Source organism: Candidatus Eisenbacteria bacterium (genome assembly GCA_035577985.1).
Taxonomy (GTDB): Bacteria; Desulfobacterota; Binatia; order DP-6; family DP-6; genus DATJZY01.
The window spans coordinates 1-17,565 of sequence record DATJZY010000034.1; the positions used below are offsets into that span (position 1 = coordinate 1).

Consider the following 17,565-nt stretch of genomic DNA (forward strand, 5'->3'; position numbering starts at 1 on the left):
GCGAGGATGTCGGCGTCGCGCTCGTCCGCAACGACGTGGGCGGCGAGCGGCGCGCCGATCCCCGGCCAGCGATAGTAGGTGTCGAATCCCTTCACCTCGAGCTCGGCCACCGGATAGAAGTCGTAGAGCCGGTGGCCACTCCACTCGAGCGTCCCCTGGTCGACGGTCACGTCCAGCGTGCCGAAGGGCAGGGGATACGCGCCGTCCTCGAGGACGACGTCTTGCCCGCGCATGAGGCCCTGGGTGATGCCGCGGTTGTACAGATCGCAGGCCATCCGCGTGCGCGGAGTGAAGCGATCGGGCCGCTGCTTCGGATCGGGCGGGAACAGGAACTGCCACGCGTAGAGCGCCGACGCGAGATAGTAGGGGCGGCCTCCCCCGTGCGTGGCGTAGTCGAAGGCGATCTCGCCGACGAGCACGGTGTTGTCCCGGTGGATGCGCCCGGCGAGGAGATCCTCGTGAAGCACGGCGAGCGCGCCGACCGGGTCGTTCTCGTAGCGGCCGACGAGGTCGCGATCGTAGAGGAGGTTCCGGCTCCGGCGGCTGAGCGTGCCCGAGGTGAGGACGTTGCTCTGCGCCTGCATGAGCGCGGCCCGCATGCCGACGCGGCGCACCTGGATCGGCGGCGTGCACGCGGCGACGAGTGCGCAGACGAGCAACGAACCGGCGCGGACCACGTGAAGAGCTGAACGGGCTTCAGTCGGTGACCGGCGTCCAGGACTCGTCGGGGTCCCACGCCGTGACGGCCTTCGCGAGATCCGCGGTCTTGTCGCCCAGGTTCTTCTGGTAGACGATGCCCTGCGGTCCCACGATGAACGTCATGACGCCGCTCGTGCCGTAGTTGGCGGGGTACGCGATCAGCGCGAAGCCCCGGCTCATCTCGCCGTCCTGGATGTACTTGCGGGCGCCGCCGGGCGCGTTCGGGCCCTGCTCGGTGAGGATGCGGTAGAAGTAGCCGTGGTACGGCTGCGGCTCCGCGCTGGCCCCCGGCTTCGCATAGCCTTCGGCCGTGGCGTCGGCGATGAGCGGCCCGAGTGGGCTCGGGTTCTTGCCGGTCGGATCCTCCCAGTACAGGCCGTCGTGCTTGCCGGGATCGCTGCCGATCTTCTGGGCGTACACGCGTTCGCGCGCAGCGTGCTGGTGCTGGGCGTCGACGTAGACGCGGCAGACGTTGATGGCGCTCAGCTCGTTGCGGCCGATGCGCCGATTGAGCAGCTCCTCGCGCCCCGCCGCGGCGTCGAAGCGCCACTTGTCGCCGTCCTTCACGATCGGGATGGGCAGCGGCCAGTCGTCTTTGCCGACGTGTGCGATCACCGCGCCCGAGGGCAGCGTTTCGAGCCGCGTGCGCGCTCGGGCGGCGGTCGAGAAGCGCTCGGCGGCCGCGCGATCCTCGACCGGATCGCCGGACGAGATGATGTCTTCGGACCCCGGTCCCAGGACCGCGAGCAGCGCCGCCTGATCGTTGCGGCGTGTCGCGTCCGTGAGCGCTCGCAGCGCATCGGCGGGCGTCGCGAAGGTCTTCTGGGTGGTGTCGGCAGCCCCCGCGAGAACCGCGAAAGCAAGGGCAACCGCGAGCGAGCAAACGAAGTGTGATCGCATCGTCCCGTCCTCCTTAGCGCCGCCGTCCGCCGCCGCCGCCGCCGCCACGTCCGCCCCCACCGCCGCGACCACCGCCGCCGCCACCGCCACCGCCGAAGCCGCCGCCGCCGCGTCCACCGCCACCGCCGCCGCGTCCACCGCCACCGCCGCCGCCGCCTCCTCCCGCCCAGCTCTGACCGCCGCGGCTCGCCGCGCCGCGCTGGCTGTCGCGTTGCGCCGTGCGTCCGTTGCCGTAGCCGCCGAAGGCGTCGTTGCCTGCGGGACGCGTCTGCGGACGACCGCCCCCGCCGCCGCCCGGCCTGTTCCCGCCGCCGACCTCGGTGCCACCACCCGGTCGGCCGCCGCCACCGCCCGGTCGGTTTCCGCCGCCGACCTCGGTGCCACCGCCCGGTCGGCCGCCGCCGCCCGGTCGATTGCCTCCGCCGGGACGGTTCCCGCCCGTGCCGGCGCCGCCGCCGCCCGGCCGATTGCCTGCGCCTTGACCGGGTCGGTTCCCCTGGCCGCCGGGGCCCTGGTTCCCGCGATCGTAGCCGCGCGCCTGGTCGCGGATCTGGCGATCGCGTGCTGCGGAAGGATCCCGCCCCTGGAACTTCTGCTGGGTGCGCTGATCGCGGTAGCCGACGTTGCGGCGGTGCTCCGGATTGTGCTCCCACTTGCGGTTGTTCTGACGGTTTCCCCCGTTGAAGTTCTTGCTGTTGTCGATGTTGATGTTGTTGTTGCTGTTGTTCTTCCCGCCCCCGCCGCCGTTGTTGTAGTTGTGCACGTAGACGTCGTTGCTACCCCAGTTGCAGCCGTTCGAGATGAGCGCGCCCACACCGACGCCGACGCCGAACGAAAGCAGGCTCGCACCGGCGACGTAGCCCGGCGGGTAGTAGCCGTACATGCTCGGGTAGTACGGTGCCGGGGGAGCGTACGTTGGGCCGTAGACTTGGCTCGGCGCGTACTGCGGGACATAGACCGTGTCGGGCTGCGCGGGCTGGATGATGATCGTCTCCTTGTTGTTGACGACCTCCTTCGTGACCGTCTGCTCCTTGTTCGACTCGAGGCTGCCGGCCGCCACCGCCTTGGCGCGCATGGTCTGGATGGCGTTCATGACCTCGTCCTTCTGCTCGAGGAACGCGTCACCCAGGTCCTTCGTCCAGTCGAGGTTGTCCGACATCCGCTTCAGGAGATCGGGAAAGCTCGTGAGACCCTTGATGCTGGGATCCCAGTCCTGCTCCTCGAGCGCCTTGTCGAGCGCGTCCCCCTTCAGGCTCGCGTTCTTGCGGCGCCAGCGGTCCGCTTCGACGATCTCGAGCGGGTACGTCGAGGCGATCATCACCTGCATCAGGAGCGCGTCGGAATAGAGCGCGATCGGCGCCACCATCTGCTCCAGCTGGTCGGTGGTGAACTTCGGAGCCGCCTGCGCCGAATCGGGTGGCGGGGCCTCGGTCTCGGTCGCGGCCAGAACCGGAGCGCCGAGCAGGAGGAGCAGACCGAGGAGCCGGGCAATCGTGCGTCGCTGATTCATGGGGTCTCCCTTGCTCTGACGACGATTTCGATGCGTGTGCAGGATAGTGCCGTCTTCGTGCGAAGCCAAGGTGCCGCGGCGAGGAGCCGGACACCCGCGCGCCCGCGTCGCGGGTGCCGGCACGCCGCAGAAACATCGTCCCGAATGTCGGCGCCCGGGTCGCGAGCGCCAGCGTGCGCTAGTTCTTGTCGACGGAGATCGCAACCGCCTCGGTGTACGTGACCTTGATGAGGTCGCCCTTCTTCACCTTGTCGAGGTTCGAGGGATCCTGCGCCTTCAGGGTGACGCTCTTGCCCTTCGGGCCCTTCAACGTCACCTCGCCCTTCGCGCGATCGACCTTGGTCACGGTGGCCGTGATCTCGATCGCCTGGGCGCCCGCGGCCGCCGGCATCGATCCCGGCTGCGCGGTCTCCACCCCCTCGGCCGTCTCGATGCCCGGCTTCGCCTTGCCCGGCTTGTAGAGCTTGAAGGCGAGTGCGCGCTTGTAGACCGCGGTCACGATGTCGCCCTTCTTCACCTGCGGCAGGTTCTTGACCGCGTCGTCGACCTTGAACTCGATCTCGTTCCCCTCGGGTCCGCGCAGCGTCACCATGCGCGTCTTCTGGTTGATCGCGACGACCTTCGCCTGCACGGTGACCGTCTCGGCACGGGTGACCGAGTCGTCGCCCTTCTGCATCGACGTCGTCGCGGTGGCGGGGAGCGGCTCGGGGCCCTTGCTCGTCGAGCAGCCGGCCATCGCCAAGAGAACGGCGGCGCTCGTGATCAGCTTCCTTGCAGTGGTCATCGGATCCTCCTTGTGGCGGGAAAGGGGCTTCATAGTCGGTCTCGATCGCCCTGCGCAAGGGCCGCCCGCGCGGCGGTTTCGGAGCACCCGTGTCACTTGACGATGGGACGTGAACGCGGCTAACGCGCGCGCCATGCGTCGGAGGCACCTCCTCCCGGTGGTCGTGGCCGTCGAACTCCTGGTCGGTTGGAGCATGACGTGGGGCGAGCCGCTCCCGTCATGGAACGACGGACCCGCGAAATCCCGCCTCCTGGCGTTCGTGAAGAGCGTGACCGAAGCGGGCGGGAAGGACGGCGTCGCACCGCCGGAACGCATCGCGGTCTTCGACAACGACGGGACGCTCTGGTGCGAGCAGCCCCTGTACGTGCAATTCGTCTTCGCGCTCGACCGCCTGAAGGCGCTGGCGCCGCAGCATCCCGAGTGGGCGACGACGCAGCCGTTCCAGGCCGCGCTCGCGGGCGACGAGAAGGCCGTTGCCGCGTCCGGCGCGAAGGGGCTCGCCGAGATCATGATGGCGACCCACGCCGGCATGACGCAGCAGGAGTTCGCGGCGATGGTCGCGGACTGGATCGCGACGGCCCGCCATCCGCGCTTCAAGCGGCCCTACACCGAGCTCGTCTACCAACCCATGCTCGAGCTGCTCGCCTACCTGCGCGAGAATGGGTTCAAGACCTTCATCGTCTCGGGCGGCGGCGTCGACTTCATGCGCGTCTGGACCGAACGCGTCTACGGCATCCCGCCCGAGCAGGTCGTCGGCTCGACGATCGCCACCGAGTTCCGGCTCGGCCCCGGCGGCGTGCCGGAGCTGATCCGCCTGCCGAAGATCGACCACGTCGACGACGGACCGGGAAAGCCGGTCGGCATCGACCGGTCCATCGGCCGGCATCCCATCTTCGCTTTCGGCAACTCCGACGGCGACCGGCAGATGCTCGAGTGGACGGCCGCGGGATCGGGCGCGCGCTTCCTCGGCATCGTCCATCACACCGACGCCGCACGCGAATGGGCCTACGACCATCCTTCGGCAGTCGGCCAGCTCGACAAGGCGCTCGTCGAGGCGCAGGAGAAGGGCTGGACGGTCGTCGACATGAAGACCGAGTGGAAGCGCGTGTTCGCGTTCGAGTAGGGAGGCACATGGCCGCGATCGACGTCATCCGGCGGCGCCTGAAGGAAGATCGCGTCGCCGACATCCCCGACGAGTTCACGGAAAAGGTGAAGCGGCCGCGCGAGGTCGCGTTCATGGACGTGAACCTCTGCTTTCCGTGCGGCAAATGCCCGGAGTTCTGTCCGGTGCAGTGCATCGAGTACCTGCGACCGGGGACCATGCCGGGCCGCGGCGTGCAGCCGGTCCAGGACCGCTTCCAGGAGTGCATCGGCTGCTACATCTGCGTCGAGGTGTGCACGCTCCTCACCGACTACGACGCCGTCCGCATGTACGACGTCGACCTGGTCGAGCAGGTGCTCGGCGTGAAGATCGGCGATCGCAAGCCTGCCGAGTACGTTCCGGCCGAGCCCTACGAGGAGTACTTCTCGGAGGGGGGCGCGTACCGTCACGTCGGCAAGGGCTCCCGGATCCGCGAGAAGATGAACGCCGAGGAGCGCGCGATCATGGCGCGCGAGCGCTGATCCGGCTTCGGGTCGCGCTCGCGCGGCCAACGCGCCCGTCTGCCTCGCCGCGGGAGCTCACACAAGCGCGATCCCGAATGGCAGGACGAGCGCACGCCCGATTCCTACGAGACACACCTGCGAGCCTGGGCTACCCTTTGGCTCGTGACGTACCTTCTTCGCCGGGGAGCCGTCGCGCTCGTGCTGCTCGCCGTCGCCTGCGGACGCTCGCGCGAGGCCGCCGCACCGCCGCCGCCCAAGGTGACCGTCGCCCGACCGATCGTGCACGAGATCGTCGAGTGGGATGAATACACGGGGCGGCTTCGCGCGCTCGAGTCGGTGGAGATCCGTCCCCGCGTCAGCGGCTACCTGCAGTCGATCAACTTCGCCGACGGCGCGATGGTGAAGGAGGGCGACCTGCTCTTCGTGATCGACCCACGGCCGTACGAGGCCGTGCTCCGGGAGACGCAGGCCGACGTCGGGGTGGCGGAGTCGCGGCTCGCACAGGCGAGGAGCGACTCGGCGCGCGCGGAGCGGCTGCTCGCGCCGCGCGCGATCTCGGCCGAGGAAGCCGAGCGACGGGGGTCGGCGCTCCACCAGGCCGAGGCCTCGCTGGCGTCGGCGAAGGCCGCCGTCGACGTGGCCGCGCTGAACGTCGAATTCACGCGCGTCGTGTCGCCGATCGCCGGACGGGCGGGACGGCACCTCGTCGACGAGGGGAACCTCGTCACGAGCGGACCCCAGGATGCGACGCTCCTCACCACCGTCGTCTCGCTCGATCCCATCCACGTCTACTTCGACGCGGACGAGCGCGCCTACTTGAAGTACGTGCGTCTGGCCCAGAGCGGCGAGCGGCCGAGCTCCCGCGAGTACAACAATCCGGTCGAGGTCGCGCTCGCCGACGAGAACGGCTTCCCGCACAAGGGCTGGATGGACTTCGTCGACAACCAGCTCGACCTCGGCACCGGCACCATCATCGGCCGCGCCGTGCTTCCGAACCCCGACCTCCTGTTGAGCCCGGGGCTGTTCGTGCGCCTGCGCCTCCCGGGCAGTGGAAATCACCAGGTGGTGCTGCTCCCCGACGATGCGATCGCGACCGACCTCGATCAGAAGTTCGTGTGGGTGGTCGACGCGCAGAACCGCGCGCAGTACCGCCGCGTCACGCTGGGCCCCCCGCACGACGGCCTGCGCATCATCCGCGAGGGTGTCGGCCCTGACGATCGCGTCGTCGTCGCCGGGCTCCAGCGCGTGCGCCTCGGCCTCGAGCTGGCGCCAGAGGAGCGTGCCCTCGCGACGCCTCCCACCGCCGCGCCCGCCACGGGCGGCGGCGGCTGAGCATGCGGTTTTCGCACTTCTTCATCGACCGGCCGATCTTCGCCGCCGTCCTCTCGATCGTGACCGTGATCGTGGGCGGGATCGCGTACGTCTCCCTGCCGGCCGCGCAGTATCCCGAGGTCGTACCGCCGACCATCGTCGTGCGCGCGTCCTACCCGGGCGCGCCGCCCGAGGTGATCGCCGCCACCGTCGCGACCCCGATCGAGCAGGAGGTGAACGGCGTCGAGGACATGCTCTACATGTCGTCGCAGAGCACGACCGACGGTGCGATGACCCTCACGATCACGTTCCGCCTCGGGACGGATCTCGACAAGGCGCAGGTGCTCGTCCAGAACCGCGTCTCGATCGCGGAGCCGCGGCTGCCCGAGGATGTACGGCGGATCGGCGTCACCACCGTGAAGACGTCGCCCGACCTGCTCATGGTCGTGCACCTGATCGCGCCCGAGGGACGGTATGATCAGCTCTACATCGGCAACTACGGGCTCACCCAGGTGCGCGACGTACTGGCCCGCATCGACGGCGTCGGCGACGTCAACATGTTCGGCCTGCGCGAGTACAGCATGCGCATCTGGCTCGATCCGGAGCGGATGGCGAGCCGGAGCATCACCGCCGGCGACGTCGTCGGTGCGCTGCGCGAGCAGAACGTGCAGGTCGCCTCGGGCGCGGTCGGCCAGGCGCCGCTCCCGAATGCCGTGGCGCTCCAGGTCCCGATCACCACGCTCGGCCGGCTGCTCACCCCCGAGCAATTCGAGCAGGTGGTGGTGAAGCGCGGCGACGACGGTCGCATCACGCGCGTGCGCGACGTGGCTCGCATCGAGCTCGGCGCGCGCGACTACTCCGTGAACAGCTACCTCGACAACCGGCCCGCGGTGGCCATGGCGATCGCGCAGCGCCCGGGCTCGAATGCGCTCGCGACGTCGGATGCGGTCGAGCGCACGATGGCGCAGCTCGCCCGCAGCTTCCCGGAGGGGATCGAGTACCGCATCGTCTACAACCCGACGATCTTCGTCCGCCAGTCGATCGAAGCCGTGATCCACACGCTCTACGAAGCCGTCGGGCTCGTCGTCCTGGTCGTCCTCGTCTTCCTGCAGACCTGGCGCGCGAGCCTGATCCCGCTCGTCGCCATCCCGGTCTCGCTCATCGGCACGTTCGCCGCCATGGCGGTGTTCGGCTTCTCGCTCAACATGCTGTCGCTGTTCGGGCTCGTGCTCGCGATCGGCATCGTCGTCGACGACGCGATCGTCGTCGTCGAGAACGTGGAGCGGCACATCGCCGCCGGCCTGGCCCCGCGCGAGGCGGCCATGCGCGCCATGGACGAGGTGACCGGCGCCGTGATCGCCATCGCCTTCGGTCTCACCGCGGTATTCGTGCCGACGGCGTTTCTCGGCGGCATCGCCGGGCAGTTCTACCGGCAGTTCGCGCTCACGATCGCGGCCGCGACGCTCCTCTCGGCCTTCAACTCGCTGACCCTCTCGCCGGCGCTCTGCGCGCTCCTGCTGCGCCCGCACGGCGGCGAGACGGACTGGTTCGAACGGCTGTGGCAGCGGGTGTTCGGCCGCTTCTTCGCGGCCTTCAATCGGGGTTTCGCGCGGCTCGGAACGGTCTACGGGGACGCCATCTGCTGGCTGCTGCGGCGAAGCGTTCTCGGGCTCGCCCTGTACGCGGTGCTCGTCGGCCTCGCCGGCGTGGGCTTCAGGACGATTCCGACCGGGTTCATCCCGGCGCAGGACAAGGGCTATCTGATCGTCGCGATCCAGCTCCCGGACGGCGCCTCGCTTTCGCGCACCGACGCGGTCGTGCGGCGTGCGTCCGAGATCATCCTCACGACGCCGGGCGTGCGCTTCGCCGTCGCCTTCGCCGGCTTCTCCGGAGCGACGCGCGCCAACAGCTCGAACGCGGGCGCGATCTTCGTGGGTCCCGTGCCGTTCGAGGAGCGCGTGCACGGCCCCACGGCCGAGGAGATTCGCAGCTCGCTGCAGCAGCGGCTGATGGCGATCGAGGAGGCCCAGCTTTTCGTCATCGCGCCGCCGCCGGTGCAGGGGCTCGGGACGGCCGGCGGCTTCAAGCTCCTGGTGCAGGACCACACGGGACGCGGCGCCCGCGCGCTCCAGGAGAGCACCGACGAGCTGGTGGCGGCGGCGCGCGCCGATCCGACCCTCACGAGCGTCTTCACGACCTTTCGCGCGTCGACGCCGCAGCTCTACGCCGACATCGACCGCGTGAAGGCCGAGAAGCTGGGCGTGTCGCTGGCCTCGGTCTTCGACACGCTGCAGACCTACCTCGGCTCCACCTACGTGAACGACTTCAACGTCTTCGGCCGCACGTTCCAGGTCCGGGCGCAGGCCGAGGGCGGCTTCCGCACCGAGGACGACGACATCGCACGCCTGAAGACGCGGAACGCCGCCGGGCAGATGGTGCCGCTCGGCTCGGTGCTCGACGTCAAGTGGCGGAGCGGTCCGGACCGCGTGGTGCGCTACGACATGTTCCCGGCCGCCGAGGTGCAGGGCGACGCGGCGCCGGGCGAGAGCGAAGGGACGGCGCTCGACACGATGGAGCGGCTGGCCGCGCAGAAGCTCCCGGACGGCTTCGGCATCGAGTGGACCGACCTCGCCTATCAGGCCCGCCTCGCCGGCAACACGGCGCTGTTCGTCTTCCCGCTTTGCGTGCTCTTCGTCTTCCTCGTCCACTCGGCGGAGTACGAGAGCTGGTCGCTGCCGCTGGCGATCATCCTCATCGCGCCGGTGTGCCTGCCGTTCGCGCTGCTCGGGGTGTGGCTGCGGGGCATGGACAACAACCTCATCACGCAGATCGGCTTCGTCGTGCTGATCGGTCTCGCGGCGAAGAACGCCGTCCTCATCGTCGAGTTCGCGAAGCAGCAGGAGGAAGAGGGTCGCAACCGGTTCGATGCGGCGATCGAAGCCTGCCGGCTCCGGCTCCGGCCGATCCTCATGACCTCGTTCGCGTTCATCCTGGGCGTGCTGCCCCTCGCCCGCGCGACGGGCCCCGGCGCCGAGATGCGCCAGGCGCTCGGCACCTGTGTCTTCGCCGGCATGCTCGGCGTGACGGTGATGGGACTCTTCCTCACGCCGACGTTCTACGTCGTGCTGCGCGGCATCACCGAGTGGCGCCGCGCGCGCGCCGGGCGTGTGGCGGGGCCGGTCGGCTCTCCGGCGCCGCCGGCTCCCTGATCGGGAGCAGCACGCGGGCGTCTTGCGGCCGCGGGCCAGATGCTCGAACGTCCGCTACCGTGGTGGATGGATGATCCTCAACTTCGTCCCGGCCGCCCTCGTCGGGATCTTGTTGGCGCTGCTCGGGCTCCGGCTCGTCGTGCGCTCCACTGCGGATCTCCCCCCATCCGCCAAGAGTCAGCATCTCGTGTTCGGCCTGGCGGCTCTCGGCTTTGGTCTGTGGATCCTCTACCTGCCAGCCAGGGTTCTCTGGGCGAGCCTCGTCGAATCGATGACGCGCATGCCCGTGCACTAGGAGGCCGAGCCAAGACTACGTCTTGGCTCGGGGTAGGACGCGAGTGTGTCGCCTTCGTGGCACGCGCGACCGGCATGCCGCGGCAAGCCAAGCTGGCGCGGCAGAACAGGTCCGCACGACAAGCCGCCGCAGTCATCGCAAGAGAACGAGTCTTGGGTCAGGCTCCTGACGTGGTGCGCGCGTCAGGACGGTCGCGCGGCCGGCAGCGTCTCCTCGATCCGCCGCGCCAGCTCGGCGAGCGCGCGGCTCAAGGCAGCGACCGCCGCCTCCCGCGACCGGCCCGCCGCCGGTTCGGTGAGCGTCGTGCGATCGCTGCGCCGCACCGCGCCCGTGCGCGGGTCGACGAGCGACCAGGCCGCGTCCAGGTGTCCGGTGCCGTCGTGGTCGCTCTCGAAGACGAGGAGGTTCACGCGCACCACCACGTCGAGCGGCGTGGTCGGGTACCAGGGATACGTCACCACCGACAGCCTCCCGGCCGCGCCGAGGTCCTCGGCGAGCACGCGTGGGACTTGCAACGCGAGCGGCGCGGCCCAGCGGTCGTAGCCGGCATAGTCGACGCGATTCGCGTCGACGCGCGTCGCGAGCAACGGCTGGTCGAGATAGGCGGGGATGTCGACCGGACCCAAGCCGACGCGAAGGGCCTGCGGCGCGGGCGGCGCCGCGGCGGTCGACGAGAGCGTATAGAAGCGATCGCTGCGGAGCCCGCAGCCCGCGGCGGCGAGCAGCGCGATCGAGACGACGACGATGGAGTGTCGGGCACGACGCATGAAAAGCTCCTCGATGGTCAGCGTCCGAAGATGAGCGAGTTCGGCTTCCGATCGAGCTCGTCCGCGAGGACGCGGATGCTCCTGGCCGCGTCCCCGACCTCGGCGAGCGTGCGGGAGAAGTCGACGACGAACGGGGCGCTCGGTTCGACCAGGCGCTGCACGGAGACGAGCGACTTGTCCAGACCCTCGAGCGCGATCTTGGCCTGGGCGAGCGCGGCCCGCAGGTCCTTCATCGTCGGCTGGACCTGCGGCTGCAGCGAGTCCGTCACGCCGCGGATCGATGCGAGCGTCTTGTGCAGCTCCGCGATCGAGCGTTCGAGGTCGGGCGAGCGCGTGAGCTGGCTCACGCCGTCGAGCGCGTTGCGGGCCGAGGTCATGAGCGCGTCGATGTCGATGGCGTCGATCCGGCGCATGACCTTCTCGAAGCTGGCGAAGACCTTCTCGAGGGTGGTGGGGACGGTCGGGATCTCGAGGTCCGGACCGTCGACCGGGAGCACCCGTACGACCTCGGTGTCGGGGAAGAAGTCGAGCCCCACGTAGAGGACGCCCGTCACCAGGCTCTGCGTCTCGAGCCGCGCGCGCAGCCCGAGCTTGACGAGCTCCTCCAGACCCTCCTTGGTGCCGATGGCGTGGGCGCGTGTCGCGCCGAGCTGGAGCAGGCGCCTCTCGTCGACCTCGATGAACACCGGCAGGCGGACGAGGGCCTGATCCAGGTTCTGCTCGCGGTAGCGCAGCAGCATCTCGGTCACCTGCCCGATCTGCACGCCGCGAACCTTGACCGGGGCGCCCGGATTGAGCCCCTCCACCGAGCCGGGGAAGAAGCAGACGAAGGCCTGGCGCTGGGCGAAGAAACGACCCGATCCGAGGATCGCGACGGCGGCGAGCGCGAGGATCGCGGCCCCCAGGACGAAGATGCCGATGAGCGCCGGGTTGGCCTTGCGTCCGCGGCTCATGGCGTCGCTCGCTCGTCCTGGTCGTCTGCCCCGCGCGTGAGGAACCGGTGCACGTTCGGGTTGGGTGGATGGTCGCGCAGGTCGCGCGGATTTCCGTGGGCCGTCATGGTGCGCACCTCGGTGTCGAGGAAGATGCAGTCGTCGCCGATCCCGAAGATGCTCGGCAGCTCGTGCGACACCATGACGACGGTGGCGCCGAGGCTGTCGCGCAGCGACAGGATGAGGTCGTCCAGCAGCTTCGAGCTGATCGGATCGAGCCCGGCCGACGGCTCGTCCAGGAAGAGCACCTCGGGATCGAGCGCGATGGCGCGCGCGAGGCCGGCGCGCTTCTGCATGCCGCCGCTGATCTCCGACGGGAAGTGGTCTTCGAAGCCGCGCAGGCCGACGAGCGCCAGCTTCAGCGCCGCGACCTCGCGGATCTCGTCCGGTCCGAGATCGGTGAACTCGCCGAGCGGCAGGCCGATGTTCTCGGTGAGCGTCAGGGCGCTCCAGAGCGCGCTGCTCTGGAACAGGATGCCGAACCTGCGCCGCAGCACGTCCCGCTCCTCCGGCGAGGCCGCGGTGAAGTTCGTGGAGCCGTACGAGATCGTACCCCGGGCGGGCTCGTTGAGGCCGATCATGTGGCGGAAGAGCGTGCTCTTCCCGCAACCGCTGCCGCCGATGATGAAGAAGATGTCGCCGCGACGGATCGTGAAGTCGAGGTCGCGCATGACGACGAAGCTGCCGAACGCCATGGTGAGGTTCGTGACGGTGATGTGCGGTTCGCGCTGCGTCGCCATCAGATTCCCAGGATGTTGGTCAGGACGGCGAAGATGCCGTCGGCGACGATGATCCACACGATGCCGAGCACGACCGCCGAGGTCGCCGCCTGACCGACGGCGGCGGCGTCGCGCCCGCAGGTCATGCCGCGCAGGCAGCCGGCGAGCGCGACCAGCACGCCGAAGATCAAGCTCTTGCCGATGCCGAGACCGATGTCGACGAGATCGATTGCCCCGAACGTTTCGACCCAGTACTGCGTCGGGCTCTGCCCGAGCAGGTTGATCGCCACGGTTGCCCCGCCGAGGATGCCGATCAGATCGGCGTAGCAGCACAGCAGCGGCATCATGAGCGACAGGGCGAGCATGCGTGGCAGGACGAGGAAGTCCATCGGTGGCACGCCCATGGTCGAGAGCGCCTCGATCTCCTGATTGACGTTCATGGTGCCGAGCTCGGCTGCGAAGCCCGAGCCGGTCCGGCCGGCCATGATGATGCCGGTCATGATGCAGCCGAGCTCGCGCACGGTCGCGATCGCGACCAGGTCGGCGACGTAGATGCCGGCGCCGAACTTCTGGAGCTGCACCGCTCCTACGAAGGCGATGATGAGCCCGACCAGGAAGTTGATGAGCGTGACGATGGGGAGCGCGTCGGCGCCGCAGTCCTGGATGACGAGCGCCAGATCACGCCAGCGGAAATTTGCCTGCCCGCGCAGGAGGCGCCCGAAGGACAGCGTCGCCTCGCCCACGAACGCGACCGCGACGCGTGCCCCGGCCGAGGCCTCGATGGCCCACGTTCCGAGGCGGACCAGCAGGGACGGCGCCGTGTCCGCGGCGCGCGCGCCCTCCTTCTCGGGGACCGCTTCGGCGAGAGCCAGTATGCGCTTCAGCCCGTCGGGCAGCGCGTCGCGCCGGACCTGGACGCCGACTCCGGCGCAGAGACGGCTGATGCGCTCGACGATCGTGACGGCGGCGCTGTCCCAGGCAGCGAGGTTCTTCGCGTCGAAGACGACGGCGGCTGGTCTGGGTCCGCGCGCGAGCGCGTCCTCCACCGGCCGCGTCGAAGGGAGACCCGTCCGCAGGTTCCAATGTCCCGCCAGGCGGACGACGAGGGTTCCGTCCGGTCCGCGCTGTGCGTCGAGGAGGGCTTCACCTGCCATCGGCCACCGAGCAGCTCACATCCGCCAAGTGACCCTGCGGCGGCAAGACACCCCCCGCCATCGCACCTTTCACTCCGGTAGGGCGACGAAGCCGAAGAAGGCCAGGGTGTCCGCATCGGGGTCCCCGAAGTAGACCCTATAGATCGCCTTGATCTCGCCCGAGCGGTACAGCCGGCTGAGCGTGCGATCGACGACGAGGCGGAAGTCGTCGTCGTCGCGGGCGAGGGCGAGAGCAATGGGCTCGTAGGTGTACTGGCGATCGAGGACCACGAGGTCGCCGGCCGCCTGGCTGCCCGCCGCCGCGTTCAGCAGGATCGAGCGGTCGCCGAACAGGGCGTCCGTGGTGCCGGCCACGACCCGGGCGACGCCCTCCTGGTACGTCTTCACCGGGACGATCTCTGCGTTCAGCTTGAGCTCCTCGTGGTTCTGCGCCAGCCACGTCTCCGCGGTCGTCCCGGACTGGGCCGACAGCACCCGCTTCTCGAGCCCCTGACCCAGCCAGGCACGCCACAGTGGCTGGGAGGGCGGCTCCCGCCCCTCGAGCGCCGCCTTCAGGCGATCGGGGCAATTTTCTCGGACGAGGGCGCCGATGCCGCTCGGGAAGATCGGGATGGAGAAGTCGACGCTCTTCCTGCGCTCGAGCGTGGCCGTGGAGGCGCCGCAGAGGAGGTCGAGCCGCCCGTCCTTCACCGCGTCGAACCGGTCCTCGCTCGTGAGCCTCACCGGCTGGATCGCGATCCGGTCGAGACCGAGGTCCGCCTTGAGCCCGTCGACGATCCGCTGGCAGAGGGCCACGGAGTAGCCGGCGATCTGCCCCGACTCGTCGAGGTACGAGAACGGTCGCGCGTCGGTCCGATAGCCGATGCGCAGCTTGCCCAGATCGCGCACGCGATCGACGGTGCCCGCTCCTGCCGGATCGGCGGTCGCGAAGAGCAGGAGCGCCAGCGCGGCCGCCGCGGCGGCGCGACGCAGCGACCAGCTCGGAATCGGCTTCGAGGGGGGTGGCCCTCGGAACGCGCAGGCTTTCACTCGCGACCTCCGTCCCGACGAGCGGTCAGGACACGTCGGGCACGACTTTGAACGAGTAGGGTCGCTTCGGAACCTTGCCCGTCTTCCGCTTCGGCAGCTTCACCTTCTCCCGCGGCGGCGATTTGTACGGGACCTGCTTCAGGATGTGCGAGATGACGTTGAGGCGCGCGCGTCGCTTGTCGTCCGAGTGGGCAACGTACCACGGCGCCCACCTGGTGTCGGTGGCGCGGAACATGTCGTCGCGTGCGCGCGTATAGTCGTCCCACCGGGTGTACGACTTGACGTCCATCGGCGAGAGCTTCCAGATCTTGCGGCCGTCGTCGATGCGATCCTCGAGCCGGCGCGTCTGCTCGTCCTGCGACACCTCGAGCCAGTACTTGAGGAGGACGATGCCGGATTGCACCATAAACCGCTCGAACAGTGGCGCGACCTTGAGGAACCCATCGACCTGCTTCTTGGTGCAGAAGCCCATCACGCGCTCCACGCCGGCGCGGTTGTACCAGCTCCGGTCGAAGATCACGATCTCGCCCGCGGCGGGAAAGTGCGGCAGGTAGCGCTGCACGTACATCTGGGACTTCTCTCGGTCGGTCGGTGCCGGCAGCGCGACGACGCGGAACACGCGCGGGCTCACGCGCTCGGTGATCGCCTTGATGACGCCACCCTTGCCGGCACCGTCGCGTCCCTCGAACACGAGGCAGATCTTGAGCCCCTTGTGCTTCACCCACTCCTGGAGTCGCACGAGCTCGACGTGGAGCTTGCGGAGCTTGCGCTCGTACTGCTTGCGCTTGAGCGTGCCGTCGTCTTCGTTCTTCTTGCGCATGTCCTTGTGACGTCCCACGTAGCCTCCTCGCGCGATCGGTGTGCGGACGTTCTCGCAGGATCGCTGGTCGGACGGCAACCCGGTAGTGTCGCGAGCCCCGGCGTTGATCGAGGGTGAGGTCGTCGGGTCGATCGTCAACGGACGGCGTCGAGCGTTACGTGGCGGTGCGCCCGCTCGAAGGCCAGGCGCTCGTTCCGATCGTTCCACCGTTGCCCGACGATCTTGCGCATCACGCCGTCGACGTTGCGGAGCACCAGGATGTTGTAGAACGCCGCGAGCACGTCGCGCGGCGTGCCGGGCCACGTGCGGAGCGAGAGCGAGAAGCCGATGTCGTCGTAGAGCACGTAGTGCCAATAGCCGGAGGGGATGTAGAGCGCGTCGCCGTGTCCGAGCTCCGCGATCTCCCCCCGGGCCTGTCCGAGCGCGGGGAACTTCTCGTAGTCGGGCGCTTCCGGCGCGACGTCGAATATCGTGCTGAACGAGAACGGCACGCGATAGAGATGCGGCGTCTGTTCCGGGGCGAAGAGGATCACGCGCTTCCGTCCGCCGAAGTGGCAGAGGAAGGTGTGGGCGAGGTCGATGTCGAAGTGCATCTGCACGCGGGCGCCTCGCCCGCCCACGAACAGCACGGAGAGCGGCTTCGCGTACCGAACGCCGACGTCCGGGTAGGCGAAGTCGGGGATCAGCTCGGGCAGCTCGGTCATCACCCGCAGGAAGAAGATCCGCAGATCGCTTTGGCCGGCGCGGAGGCGCTCCAGGAATTCGCCGAGCGGCATGCGTGCGGCGGCGGCGTGCTGGTGCTGGCGGCCGCGAGCCGGGCGGCTGTCGTAGACGGGAATCCGTCGCTCCTCGGCGACGCTCTTCAGGTAGTCGATCGACCACCTCGTCCGCGCGGGCCACGAGCGGGTGAGCTCCTCGAGCACGACCGGCCGGCGCGGACTCCGGTACCGGTCGAGAAACGACCGCCGCGAGATCGTGCCGACGCGCTCGACGGGCGAGAGGCTCAGCATGGGTCCGCCGACGCCGCGACGAGGCGGCCGTGAACTGCGTCGACGCGCCGGTTGAAGTGGAGCCGAGGGGCATCGAACCCCCGACCTCTAGAGTGCGATTCTAGCGCTCTCCCAGCTGAGCTACGGCCCCACACCGGACGGCAGGATGACGATCGAGAGGCCCGGTCATAGCCAGGGCTCCGTACCGCGTCAACCGCGGCGGCTCAGGAGTGCTTCTGCTTGCGATACGCGGTGAACGTCTTGTCGCTCTCGAAGTAGAGCACCTTGCCGTCCGGCTTGGCGCCGATGACCGCCTTGGCCTTGTCGACGGGCTTGCCGGAGACGGGATCGGTCGCCGTGCGCAGCGACGGGTCCTCCGCGAGACGGCCTTTGCACATCTCGCAGCAGCCGAAGTACGTCTTGCCGTCGACCGCGACGGGGATCTGATCCTTCGGGAAGAGCGTGTTGTTCACCATGCACACGCGTTTCGCCGGAACCTTCTCGACGGGCTCCGCGAACGACGGGGGTGCCGCGAACAGCGTCGCGAGCGCGGCGGCGAGCACGAGGATCGATCGGCGTGACGGCATGCGAAAAGACTAGCGCGCCTGCCAGGGAGTCCCAAGCGGGCGGCGCTCGGCCGCCTTCGGCTTGCGCGCCCCCCACCCGCCGCCGCGCGCCCACCCGTGGCGCGACGGCGGGACGGGCAGCTCGAGCCGGCGGCGCGCCTCGTCGGCCATCTTCTCGGCGCGCAACACGTCCGTTGCACGCGGTGATTCAGGTCC

18 protein-coding genes and 1 tRNA gene are annotated in these 17,565 nt (G+C 69.3%); 5 read left to right on the plus strand and 14 right to left on the minus strand.

Annotated elements, in window-relative coordinates; genetic code table 11:
* From VMS22_05400 to VMS22_05415, 4 genes are all read right to left on the minus strand, one after another.
* The coding region (locus VMS22_05400) for a hypothetical protein (protein ID HXJ33459.1) at positions 1 to 677 on the minus strand (677 nt) is incomplete at its 3' end.
* Between the two features lie 19 nt (positions 678 to 696).
* Positions 697 to 1,599, minus strand: a complete 903-nt coding sequence (locus VMS22_05405) for a DUF2950 domain-containing protein (GenBank protein ID HXJ33460.1) — start codon at positions 1,597 to 1,599, stop codon at positions 697 to 699.
* A gap of 13 nt (positions 1,600 to 1,612) precedes the next feature.
* On the minus strand, positions 1,613 to 3,109 hold the full coding sequence (locus VMS22_05410; GenBank protein HXJ33461.1) for a DUF3300 domain-containing protein: 1,497 nt from the start codon (positions 3,107 to 3,109) through the stop codon (positions 1,613 to 1,615).
* A 178-nt stretch (positions 3,110 to 3,287) separates the two neighbouring features.
* Positions 3,288 to 3,893, minus strand: a complete 606-nt coding sequence (locus VMS22_05415) for a hypothetical protein (GenBank protein ID HXJ33462.1) — start codon at positions 3,891 to 3,893, stop codon at positions 3,288 to 3,290.
* 193 nt (positions 3,894 to 4,086) lie between these two features.
* On the opposite strand from VMS22_05415, the gene VMS22_05420 reads away from it, so the two are divergent.
* The 5 genes from VMS22_05420 to VMS22_05440 all read left to right on the plus strand — a co-directional run bounded on the left by VMS22_05420 (position 4,087) and on the right by VMS22_05440 (position 10,313).
* Positions 4,087 to 5,016, plus strand: coding sequence for an HAD family hydrolase (locus tag VMS22_05420; protein ID HXJ33463.1), 930 nt, complete (start codon positions 4,087 to 4,089; stop codon positions 5,014 to 5,016).
* A gap of 8 nt (positions 5,017 to 5,024) precedes the next feature.
* Complete coding sequence (locus VMS22_05425) at positions 5,025 to 5,516, plus strand: hypothetical protein (GenBank protein ID HXJ33464.1); 492 nt, start codon at positions 5,025 to 5,027, stop codon at positions 5,514 to 5,516.
* Between the two features lie 144 nt (positions 5,517 to 5,660).
* Positions 5,661 to 6,830: an efflux RND transporter periplasmic adaptor subunit gene (locus VMS22_05430; GenBank protein HXJ33465.1), complete on the plus strand. Its 1,170-nt coding sequence runs from the start codon at positions 5,661 to 5,663 to the stop codon at positions 6,828 to 6,830.
* A gap of 2 nt (positions 6,831 to 6,832) precedes the next feature.
* Positions 6,833 to 10,018 carry a multidrug efflux RND transporter permease subunit gene (locus tag VMS22_05435; GenBank protein ID HXJ33466.1) on the plus strand — a complete coding sequence of 1,062 codons (3,186 nt, stop codon included), beginning with the start codon at positions 6,833 to 6,835 and terminating at the stop codon, positions 10,016 to 10,018.
* 70 nt (positions 10,019 to 10,088) lie between these two features.
* Entirely contained in the window at positions 10,089 to 10,313 is a 225-nt protein-coding gene (locus VMS22_05440) for a hypothetical protein (protein HXJ33467.1), read from the plus strand.
* Positions 10,314 to 10,495: 182 nt separating this feature from the next.
* On the opposite strand, the gene VMS22_05445 is transcribed toward VMS22_05440, so the two are convergent.
* The 10 genes from VMS22_05445 to VMS22_05490 all read right to left on the minus strand — a co-directional run.
* Positions 10,496 to 11,080 (minus strand): PqiC family protein, encoded by a 585-nt coding sequence (locus VMS22_05445; protein HXJ33468.1) that lies wholly within the window; start codon positions 11,078 to 11,080, stop codon positions 10,496 to 10,498.
* 17 nt (positions 11,081 to 11,097) lie between these two features.
* On the minus strand, positions 11,098 to 12,033 hold the full coding sequence (locus VMS22_05450; GenBank protein HXJ33469.1) for an MlaD family protein: 936 nt from the start codon (positions 12,031 to 12,033) through the stop codon (positions 11,098 to 11,100).
* Positions 12,030 to 12,812 carry an ATP-binding cassette domain-containing protein gene (locus VMS22_05455; GenBank protein ID HXJ33470.1) on the minus strand — a complete coding sequence of 261 codons (783 nt, stop codon included), beginning with the start codon at positions 12,810 to 12,812 and terminating at the stop codon, positions 12,030 to 12,032. The genes VMS22_05450 and VMS22_05455 overlap by 4 nt, the downstream gene beginning before the upstream one ends.
* Positions 12,812 to 13,945 (minus strand): ABC transporter permease, encoded by a 1,134-nt coding sequence (locus tag VMS22_05460; GenBank protein ID HXJ33471.1) that lies wholly within the window; start codon positions 13,943 to 13,945, stop codon positions 12,812 to 12,814. The genes VMS22_05455 and VMS22_05460 overlap by 1 nt, the downstream gene beginning before the upstream one ends.
* Positions 13,946 to 14,014: 69 nt before the next feature.
* A complete protein-coding gene (locus VMS22_05465) occupies positions 14,015 to 14,974 on the minus strand; it encodes an amino acid ABC transporter substrate-binding protein (GenBank protein ID HXJ33472.1) in 960 nt (319 codons plus the stop codon).
* A gap of 25 nt (positions 14,975 to 14,999) precedes the next feature.
* On the minus strand, positions 15,000 to 15,794 hold the full coding sequence (gene ppk2, locus VMS22_05470) for a polyphosphate kinase 2 (protein HXJ33473.1): 795 nt from the start codon (positions 15,792 to 15,794) through the stop codon (positions 15,000 to 15,002).
* Between the two features lie 134 nt (positions 15,795 to 15,928).
* Positions 15,929 to 16,804, minus strand: coding sequence for a cupin-like domain-containing protein (locus VMS22_05475; GenBank protein HXJ33474.1), 876 nt, complete (start codon positions 16,802 to 16,804; stop codon positions 15,929 to 15,931).
* Between the two features lie 57 nt (positions 16,805 to 16,861).
* Positions 16,862 to 16,934: transfer RNA gene (locus VMS22_05480), tRNA-Ala, on the minus strand.
* A gap of 73 nt (positions 16,935 to 17,007) precedes the next feature.
* On the minus strand, positions 17,008 to 17,370 hold the full coding sequence (locus VMS22_05485) for a hypothetical protein (GenBank protein ID HXJ33475.1): 363 nt from the start codon (positions 17,368 to 17,370) through the stop codon (positions 17,008 to 17,010).
* A gap of 9 nt (positions 17,371 to 17,379) precedes the next feature.
* Positions 17,380 to 17,565: hypothetical protein (locus tag VMS22_05490; GenBank protein HXJ33476.1), on the minus strand; the 186-nt coding region annotated here is incomplete at its 5' end.